At 69.1% G+C, this 8373-nt stretch carries 8 protein-coding genes; 2 read left to right on the top strand and 6 right to left on the bottom strand.

All coding sequences use genetic code 11. From position 1 onward, the window contains the following. Window positions 1-65 precede the first annotated feature (65 nt). From LzC2_RS08665 to rpsD, 3 genes are all read right to left on the bottom strand, one after another. A complete protein-coding gene (locus tag LzC2_RS08665) occupies window positions 66-1478 on the bottom strand; it encodes a rhomboid family intramembrane serine protease (protein WP_171185891.1) in 1413 nt (470 codons plus the stop codon). Between the two features lie 310 nt (window positions 1479-1788). Further along, window positions 1789-2484, bottom strand: coding sequence for an adenylate kinase family protein (locus LzC2_RS08660; protein WP_171185888.1), 696 nt, complete (start codon window positions 2482-2484; stop codon window positions 1789-1791). Between the two features lie 341 nt (window positions 2485-2825). Continuing rightward, window positions 2826-3542 (bottom strand): 30S ribosomal protein S4, encoded by a 717-nt coding sequence (gene rpsD / locus LzC2_RS08655; protein WP_315854590.1) that lies wholly within the window; start codon window positions 3540-3542, stop codon window positions 2826-2828. Between rpsD and LzC2_RS08650 the strand changes: the two genes are divergently transcribed. Further along, a complete protein-coding gene (locus tag LzC2_RS08650) occupies window positions 3487-4797 on the top strand; it encodes a sulfatase family protein (RefSeq protein ID WP_206678621.1) in 1311 nt (436 codons plus the stop codon). The genes rpsD and LzC2_RS08650 overlap by 56 nt on opposite strands. A 95-nt stretch (window positions 4798-4892) precedes the next feature. Here LzC2_RS08650 and LzC2_RS08645 read toward each other — a convergent pair whose 3' ends face one another. The 3 genes from LzC2_RS08645 to LzC2_RS08635 all read right to left on the bottom strand — a co-directional run bounded on the left by LzC2_RS08645 (window position 4893) and on the right by LzC2_RS08635 (window position 7623). Next, a complete protein-coding gene (locus LzC2_RS08645) occupies window positions 4893-5591 on the bottom strand; it encodes a mechanosensitive ion channel family protein (protein WP_171185884.1) in 699 nt (232 codons plus the stop codon). An 81-nt stretch (window positions 5592-5672) separates the two neighbouring features. Beyond that, window positions 5673-6653 (bottom strand): alpha/beta hydrolase, encoded by a 981-nt coding sequence (locus LzC2_RS08640; protein WP_171185883.1) that lies wholly within the window; start codon window positions 6651-6653, stop codon window positions 5673-5675. A gap of 46 nt (window positions 6654-6699) precedes the next feature. Continuing rightward, window positions 6700-7623: an alpha/beta hydrolase gene (locus tag LzC2_RS08635; RefSeq protein ID WP_171185880.1), complete on the bottom strand. Its 924-nt coding sequence runs from the start codon at window positions 7621-7623 to the stop codon at window positions 6700-6702. Between the two features lie 46 nt (window positions 7624-7669). Here LzC2_RS08635 and LzC2_RS08630 point away from each other — a divergent pair, with 46 nt between their 5' ends. Next, window positions 7670-8341, top strand: a complete 672-nt coding sequence (locus LzC2_RS08630) for a phosphorylase family protein (RefSeq protein WP_171185878.1) — start codon at window positions 7670-7672, stop codon at window positions 8339-8341. Window positions 8342-8373 lie beyond the last annotated feature (32 nt).

Genomic DNA, 8373 nt, shown 5'->3' with positions numbered 1-8373 from the left:
CCTCACCCCCGACCCCTCTCCCCGAAAAAGGGGAGAGGGGAGAGGGGAGACCACCGACCGAGGCCTCACCCCGTCGCCATCGCGGTGAGCTTTTCCAACAGCTTGCGGCGCTTCGGGGAGATTGCGGCGGCGTCCACGCCCTTTAACAACGTCGCCGCCTGCCCGCGGCGGCCGGGGCGTTCCAACAGTCGTCGGGCCGCTCGCAAACGGATCACGCTGTTATGTTCGGCGTCGTACGCGGGCGGTTCTTCGCCCTCCGCGGGGGGCGCCGCGTCCGGCTTGGGTTTGGCGTACGACCGCAGATACAGAGCGAACAAGTCCCCGGCTTCCTGCGGGAAGTTCGCCTGATCGACGGCCTCGGCGAGGGCGAACAGGTCCGGCTCCGGGGGGACGAGCTTCGGCCGCCCGCCGACGAGCGTTTCCCACTCGCCCAGGGCGCTGATGCCGTCGCCGGCGTCGAGATGCTTGCGCAGGCGGGCGAAGACGTCCGCTTGGCGACGCGGCTTCTTCTTCGTCGGCCCGCGTCCCGATCGGCGGGGGACGGCGACGTGGGAACCGTGCGAGAGGTCGTCGCCGGACTGCACGCCGGTCGCCCCGACGGCGGTCTGCGTCGGAACCGTTAATTCGCGTTGATAGTCGCTGCGTCTGAGATCGAACTCGTCCTGATTGCCGTGGGTGTTCGAAAGCACAGCGAACAGATCCCAGTTCTCGCAATCGACCCAATTATTTTTCAACAACAACACCCCGGCGCCGGCGCCCACCGCGGCGCCGATCACATTCATCAAGGCGTTGCTGACGGCGTATTCCCAGCCCAACAGGCTCGACTGAATCGCCAGCGCGACGAACTCGAAGCCGATATAGAGCAGGGCGAACGAGAGGATCGGCACTTCGGCGATCCCCCCGATCCGCCAGATCAACCAGAAGACGTTAATTTCGTTCCGCGGCGCCCAGACCATGCTGATCGCCACCAGCCCGAAGATCGCCGCGCTGGCGCCCATCGCGACCGCATGATCCTGGTAGCTGATGAAGTCGAGCGCCGCGTCGATTTCCTCCGGCTCGTCGCCGCGTGCGAGCATCAGCGCTTCCATCTCCGCCCGGGGCGGGTCGGTCAGTCGGCCGCCCAATAGCAACGTTTGTTCGACCCCCGCGGCGGTCGCGGCGATCGCCAGATAGAGCAGCAGGAACCGCCACCAGCCGAGCTTCCCCTCGACGATAATTCCGAACGCCCCGAGGAAGATCACGTTCGCGATCAGCTCGATCCACCCGCGATGCAGGAACGGGCTGGTAAGCCATTGCAGCGGGTGAATTCCCTCGCCGAACCAGAGCGCGTAGTCCAGCTTTAGGCTGCTGAGCCGGTCCCAATCGTCCGGGGCAATCTGACCGAGGGCGATATGCACCGCGACGTTTGCGATCGCCAGCAGGATCGTGACGACGGGGATGTGATAGATCGGCGCATCGGTGCCGACCGGAATGAACATCGACGCGGGCCAGTAGCGGAAGCGAACGGTCGGGGAACGACCCGCCGATTGCCGCGGATCACGCCGGCGGCGTCAAGCGGCGACGGCACGGCGCAATCGCTGTTGATCAGTTCCCCCCTCTCCCCCTTTTGGGGGAGAGGGGTCGGGGGTGAGGGGGAGCATTTCCCACTCGATCGCCCTTCAGCATCCCGCCGCTCTCGTCGCCCGTTCGCCCGCCGCACCACGAACGCCCGCGTGCGGAGACTCGCTCACCCTCACCCCCGGCCCCTCTCCCTCAAGGGAGAGGGGAGAAGACCCCGCCGGCCCGCATTCACGCCCCCGGCGCCGGCGTTTCGCCCTCGGCGGCGGCTTCGGGGGCGGCGAAGACGGCATCTTGGATCGGCACCAGCACGTCCAGCACCCGCCGCAGAATCGCCGCGGGGCTGCCGATGGCGTCCAGCCGATGAATCACCGAGGGGTCGTAGAACTCGCTGACCGGCGCCGTGGCGCGGCTGTAGACCTCGTAGCGATGGCGGATGATGTCCTCGCTGGCGTCGTCCATCCGCCCTTCCCGCAGCGCCCGGCGGCGGAGGCGGGTGACCATCGCTTCGGTGTCCGTGCATTCGAGGTGGATCAACGCCTTCACCTCGACGTGCTCCTGCAACATCTGGGCTTGATGGACGTTGCGGGGGATGCCGTCGAGGATCAGCAGGTCCTCGCGCGGCTTGAAGCTGGAGAGGAACATGTGGGCGTCCAGCGCCCGACGCCAGATCTTGACGGTCAGTTCGTCCGGGACGAGATCGCCGCGGGAGATGTGCCGGGTGATCTCACGGCCGTCTTCGCCGCCGAGGTCGATCGAGCGGAAGATGTCGCCGGAGGACAGGTGAAAGAACCCCGGGATACGGGCCAGAATGCTGCCCTGCGTGCCCTTGCCGACGCCCGGGGCGCCGAACAGCAACGCGGCGGGAAAGCGACGGCGGTCTGTTGCGCGGTGGCGTTCGCCGTGGCGGGCGGGAGCGTCGGGCATCGGGGCGCAGAACGGTGGCGGTGAACGGACGGCGGAAGCGGGCACCTTACCACCGACACGCCCGCCCGACCGCCGCCAGCGGGGGGAAGCGCGACGCTGCGTCTCACTTCGCTCGCCGTTGATGGATCAAGCGGACCAGCGTGACGCGGTTGATCCCTGCCGGGATCGCAGCGAGCCGCCAGAGGCTCCGCAGAATGCCCTTTTGCTGACCCGACGCCGTCCCATGCCGCATGCCGCCATCGCTCCCACCGGCGAGGCCGTCGAAACGTCCTTCCCCAAAACAACCGAAGCCGGACGCAACCGCGCCCGGCTTCGGCATGAATCGATGGCGAACCGGGGCGTTACCGGTTCAGGAACGCGACGACGGAACCGACGTCGACGGGGAGGCTCACGTCACCGAAGTCCGGCATCGCGGTGACGGTGATGCGGGGGCCGGACTGGTCGAAGCTCAGGAACTCCGCCCGTTGGGTGACGTCGCTGCCGGCGACGCCTTCGTACATCCGCTTCAGGTTCGGCCGGTTGCGGACCGTGACGATGTCGCCGGGACGCACCAGAATGCTGGGCGTCTTGACCGTGCGGCCGTTCACCTGGAAGTGACGGTGGGCGATGCCCTGGCGGGCCTGCGGACGGGTGAGCGTCATCCCGCTGCGGCGGATGACGTTGTCCAGGCGCCGCTCGCAGAGGGTGAGGAGGTTCTCGCCCGTGTTGCCGGGCATCCGGCGGGCCTTGTCGAACAGCGTGCGGAGCTGCTTCTCCCGCAGGCCGTAGTAGTACTTGATCTTCTGCTTCTCGATCAGCGCGAGGCCGTAGTTCGAGACCTTCCGACGCCGGGCCGGCGGACCGGGTGGGTTCGGACGACGATCGAACGCCTTGCGGGCGCCGGCGAAGCGGGGGACGTTGTTCCGCGGGACGGCCGCGGTCAGGCTGTGTCGTTTCCCGACCCGCTCTCGGACGCCGCCCGTGGTTCGCTCGCTCGCTCTGCTGCCGTTGCTCTGCGCCGGTTTGGCCCCCGCGGCGGAGCGGCCGCACGTCGTCGTCTTCCTCTCGGACGACCACACGCTCACCGATTCGTCGCTGTACGGCTCGAAGGATCTGAAGACGCCGCAGATGGAACGGGTCGCGGCGAAGGGGATGACGTTCGACCGGGCGTTCGTCGTCTCCCCCAGTTGCGCCCCCAGCCGGGCCGCCCTGCTGACCGGCCTCATGCCCGCCCGCAACGGCGCCGAGGCGAACCATTCGAAGCCGCGGGACGAGATCAAGAAGCTGCCGGCGTACTTCCACGACCTCGGCTATCAGGTCGTCTCGTTCGGGAAGGTGGCCCACTACCGGCAGGTGACGAACTACGGCTTCGACGTCGCCCGACACTTCAATTACCACGACGACGTGGCCGTGGACGAGGCGATCGAGTGGTTGAAGAACCGCACCGACGACCGCCCGTTGTGCCTGTTCGTCGGCACGAACTGGCCGCACGTCCCCTGGCCGAAGCCGCGGGACGTGGATCCGAAGTCCATCCAGATCCCCACAACGCACGTCACCACGCCTAAGACGCGGGCCGCGCGGGCGATGTATTACCAAGCCGTCCTGACGATGGACGAGGAACTCGGCCGCACCTTCGACGCCGCGTATGAGGTTCTCGGCGAGAACACTCTGTTCCTGCACACCAGCGACCACGGCGCCCAGTGGCCGTTCGGCAAGTGGAACCTGTACGACGACGGCCTGCGGACCCCGATGATCGCCGTGTGGCCCGGCCGCATCGCACCGAACGTGCGGACCGACGCGATGGTGACATGGGTCGACATCCTGCCCACGCTGGTCGCCGCCGCCGGCGGCGATCCGCAGGCGCTGGCGGGGGAGGACGAACTCGACGGCCGCAGCTTCCTGCCCGTGCTGACGGGCGAGGCGGAGAGCCATCGGGACCGCGTCTTCGCCACGCACAGCGGCGACGGGAACATCAACGTTTATCCGTCCCGCGGCGTGCGGGACGAGCGTTATAAATACATCCGCAACCTGCACCCGGAATACAAGTTCACCTCCCACGTCACGGAGAAGCCCGGCGACACCGGCTACTGGCCGAGCTGGGTGAAGAAGGCGGAGACGACCCCCGCCGCCGCCGACAAGGTGCGACGCTATCAACAACGCCCCGCCGAGGAACTGTACGACCTGCAAGTCGATCCGCAGGAATTAAATAACCTCGCCGCCGACCCCGCCCACGCCGAGCGTGTGCAGGCGATGAGCGCCGCCGTCGACGCCTGGATGACGGAGCAGGGCGACGAACAAACCGTCTACGGCCAGCCCAAGTTGTCGGCGCCGTAAGTCGCCCACGCACCCCCGGCTTCGCCGTCGCCGTTAGGCGGCGCGCGTCCGTGAGCGGGCGCGCCGCCTAACGGCGACGGCGAAGCGGGGGAGCGTCACGCCGGGGACGCGGGCGTTCCCTCAGCGGCCATTTCGGGACGCATGTCCGGCGAACTCGTGCCGCCCTTCACCACGATCGGGTCGGTGAACAGCTTGCTGTTGGGCAGGAAGATGTCGTCGCCCTCGTTCTCCATGAAGGTGTAGCGGAGGTCGATCCGCTTCACCACGCCCTCGAAGCCGCCGCATTTGACCGTGTCGCCCTCGTCGAAGGGTTTATAAAGGATGATCAGCACGCCGGCGATCAGGTTGGAGACGATATCCTTTAATGCGAAGCCCAACGCGAAGCCGGTCAGGCCGAGGCCGGCGACCGCGGCGGTCATATCGATGCCGGCGGTCTCCAGCCCGACGATCAGTCCCGTCACCAACAGCGTGATGTAGACGCCCTTCGCCAGCAGTCGGCCCAGCGAGGCGTCCACGCCGCGGGACGCCGCCAAGCGGCTCACCACGCCCCGCAGGATCACCGCCAGCAGCCAGAACGCCAGGAAGATGCCCACGCCCGCCGCCAGCCAGGGGAGGAACTCCCACAGATCGGCCTGAAACTCCTTCCACATCTCCTCCCCGGCGGTCAGTGGGTCCGGGGCGCCTTCGGCCGCTTCCCCGGGGGTCGGGTCGACAGCATTCGGGTCGGCTGCGTCCGGATCCGCGGCGGGATCGGCCGTGTTGGCGGCGCGGTCGGCGTCGGTTTGAAGAGGCATAGAAGTGCGAATGTCGAGTGACGAAGCGGCGGGGACGGCGCCAAGGTATCGCCCCCGCCGTCATTCCTCATTCGACATTCGTCATTCGCCCAGCAATCCGCGGCCGCGCAGCCAGATCGCACACGCTCCGGTCCAGTCCGGACCCGGATTGCCGCGGGCCTCGCTCTCCGGGCCGCCCATGCCCCAGCCATGGCCGCCGTCGTTGTAGATGTGCAGCTCCGCGGGGACGTTCGCGGCCCGGCACGCCTGCCAGAACAACACGCTGTTCTCCGGCAGCACGCCGGTATCGCCGTTCGTGCCGACGAGGAACGACGGGGGCGTCTCCGCGTTGACCTGCGTATATGGAGAGAGCGCCCGCGACTGTTCGTCGGTCGCGTCCTCGCCGAGCAGGTTCCGCCCGTTGCCGGCCACGCTCGGCTTGCCGTCGCGGTCGGTCGCGGGGCGCACATAGGTGATGCGGGGATAGATCATCACCGCGAAGTCCGGTCGGGCGCTGACTCCCTCCGAAGACGGCGTGCCCGCCAGCGGGTCGGCGTCGGCCAACGGGTTGAGCGACTTCGTCGCCGGGGTGTGCAACGTCGCGGCGCAGGCGGCGAGGTGCCCGCCGGCGCTGAAGCCCAGCACGCCGATGCGGTCCGGGTTCACGTCGAACCGCTTCGCCTGCTTCCGCATCAGCCGGATCGCCCGTTGTACGTCCAGCAGCGGGGCGGGGTGCAGCGGCCCGGGGACCTGCTTCTTCACCCGATATCGCAACACGCCGACGGTCACGCCCAGCGAGTTCAGCCACGCCGCCACGTCCTTCCCCTCGTGCCCGGTGGCGAGCGTCACGTATCCCCCGCCGGGGCAGACGATCACCGCCGTGCCGTTTGGGGTTTCCGGTTGATGAATCGCCAGCGTCGGCGCCTCGCCTTCGACCAAACCGCCGGGGATCGCTCCGTCAATCGGCTCGACGCCCTCCCACAACGGCAGGACGACGGCGCCCTCGGCGGGCGGCCCCATCAACTCGACCGGCGGGGCGCCGATCGCGGGGATCAACAGGGCGGGCAGGAGGGCGGCGAGCATCGAACGGGCCTCAGAGCGGGAGGAAACGAACCGAACGAACCGCAGATCACTCGCCCAGCAGGCCGCGGCCCTGCATCCAGGCCTCGCAGGCGCCGGTCCAGTCCGGGCCGCCGCGGCCCTTCGCCGATCCCAGCCCGAAGCCGTGCCGACCGTTCTGATAGACGTGCAGTTCGGCGGGGACGCCGTGCTTCCGGCAGGCCTGCCAGAACAGCACGCTGTTCTCCGGCGGCACGCCGGCGTCCTCGTTGGTGGCGACGAGGAAGCTCGGGGACGTCTCGGCCGTGACGCGATTCTGGAGGGAGAACGTTTCGTACTGTTCGTCCGTCGCATCCTGCCCCAGCAGGTTGCGGGCGCTGCCGCGGTGGGCATGCGGTCCCGTGAACGTGATGACCGGATAGATCATCACCGCGAAGTCCGGCCGGGCCGAGACGGCGCCGGCCAGCGGGTCGGCGTCGGCGAGGGGATTGAGTGCGCGGCTCTCCTCGGTGTGCAGCGTCGCGGCGCTGGTCGCGAGGTGCCCGCCGGCGCTGAAGCCCAGCACGCCGACCTTCGCCGGGTCGACGTCGTAATCCGCCGCGTGTTTCCGCATCAGCCGGATCCCCCGCTGCACGTCCAGCAGCGGCGCCGGATGCCGGTTCGGCGAGACCCGATACCGCAGCACGCCCGCCGTGATGCCCTTGGAGTTCAGCCACTCCGCGACGTCCTTGCCCTCATGCCCGGTCGCCAGCGTGCCGTATCCGCCGCCGGGGCAGACGACGATCGCGGTTCCGTTCGGTTCGGCCGCTTTGTGAATGGACAACGTCGGCGCCTCGCCGCCAGCCAGCCCGCCGGGGATGCCCTCGGCGGGCACCTCGACCGCCTCCCACAGCGGGACGACGGTCGCGTTCTCGGCGGGGGCGCCCTGGAGTTCGACCGGCGGAGCGCCAAGCACGGGGACCAACAGGGCGGGAAGAAGGGCGGCGGCGATCATGCCGCGACGATAACGGGGGCGAGCGCCGATGCGTTAGCGTGGGCGCATGTTCGATCCCGACGGCCCCGTGCTGCTGATCTCCGCGTTGAAGCGGGAACTGCCGCCGCCGCGGGACGACTGGCAGTCGATCGCCGGCGGCGTGGGCCGCGATCGCTCCGAAGCCGCGACCGCCGACGGGATCGGCCGGCTCAACCCCCGGCTGGTCGTCTCCATCGGCTACTGCGGCGGCTTGGACCCGGCGTTGAACGTCGGCGACGTGGCGACCGCGGACGCGGTGCTCGCCCCGGACGGGATGCGCTACGAAGCCGTTCCGCTGGGCGATTCACCGGTGACGCTCGCCACGGTCGACGCCCCGCTGCTGAGCGCCGAGACGAAAGCCGCGTTGCACGCCCGCACCGGCGCCGCGATCGTGGATATGGAAGCCGCCGGCGTCGCCGCGGCGTGCCTCGAAGCCGGCGTGCCGTTCGCCGCGGTGAAGGTCGTGACCGACGCCGCGACCGACGATCTGCCGCGGGGCCTCGAACCGTTCCTGACCTTCGCCGCCGGGGAGGGATCGGTCCTCCGGTGTGCGACGGCGCTGCTCAGCCGGCCGGCGCTGATCGGCGATCTGCTCCGACTCGCTCGCACCTCGCGGCGGTGTTCGGCGAACCTTGCCGACGCGCTCGCCCACGCCTCCCCCACGCTCGCGCCGCCTGTCGGCGACGGCGAACCGGGGTGAACCGCCCGTCGCTCGCCCCGTCCCTTCCACCG

This window comes from Alienimonas chondri (assembly GCF_013036045.1).
In the GTDB taxonomy this organism is placed as follows: Bacteria; Planctomycetota; Planctomycetia; order Planctomycetales; family Planctomycetaceae; genus Alienimonas; species Alienimonas chondri.
Note: the sequence above shows the minus strand (reverse complement) of the source record. Positions and strands in the feature narration are given on the sequence as shown.

What these genes read in the sequence shown, in the direction of transcription:
- LzC2_RS08665 (WP_171185891.1), bottom strand. Translation starts at nt 1,478, where the DNA reads ATGTTCATTCCGGTCGGCACCGATGCGCCGATCTATCACATCCCCGTC.
- LzC2_RS08660 (WP_171185888.1), bottom strand. Translation starts at nt 2,484, where the DNA reads ATGCCCGACGCTCCCGCCCGCCACGGCGAACGCCACCGCGCAACAGAC.
- LzC2_RS08645 (WP_171185884.1), bottom strand. Translation starts at nt 5,591, where the DNA reads ATGCCTCTTCAAACCGACGCCGACCGCGCCGCCAACACGGCCGATCCC.
- LzC2_RS08640 (WP_171185883.1), bottom strand. Translation starts at nt 6,653, where the DNA reads ATGCTCGCCGCCCTCCTGCCCGCCCTGTTGATCCCCGCGATCGGCGCC.
- LzC2_RS08635 (WP_171185880.1), bottom strand. Translation starts at nt 7,623, where the DNA reads ATGATCGCCGCCGCCCTTCTTCCCGCCCTGTTGGTCCCCGTGCTTGGC.
- LzC2_RS08630 (WP_171185878.1), top strand. Translation starts at nt 7,670, where the DNA reads ATGTTCGATCCCGACGGCCCCGTGCTGCTGATCTCCGCGTTGAAGCGG.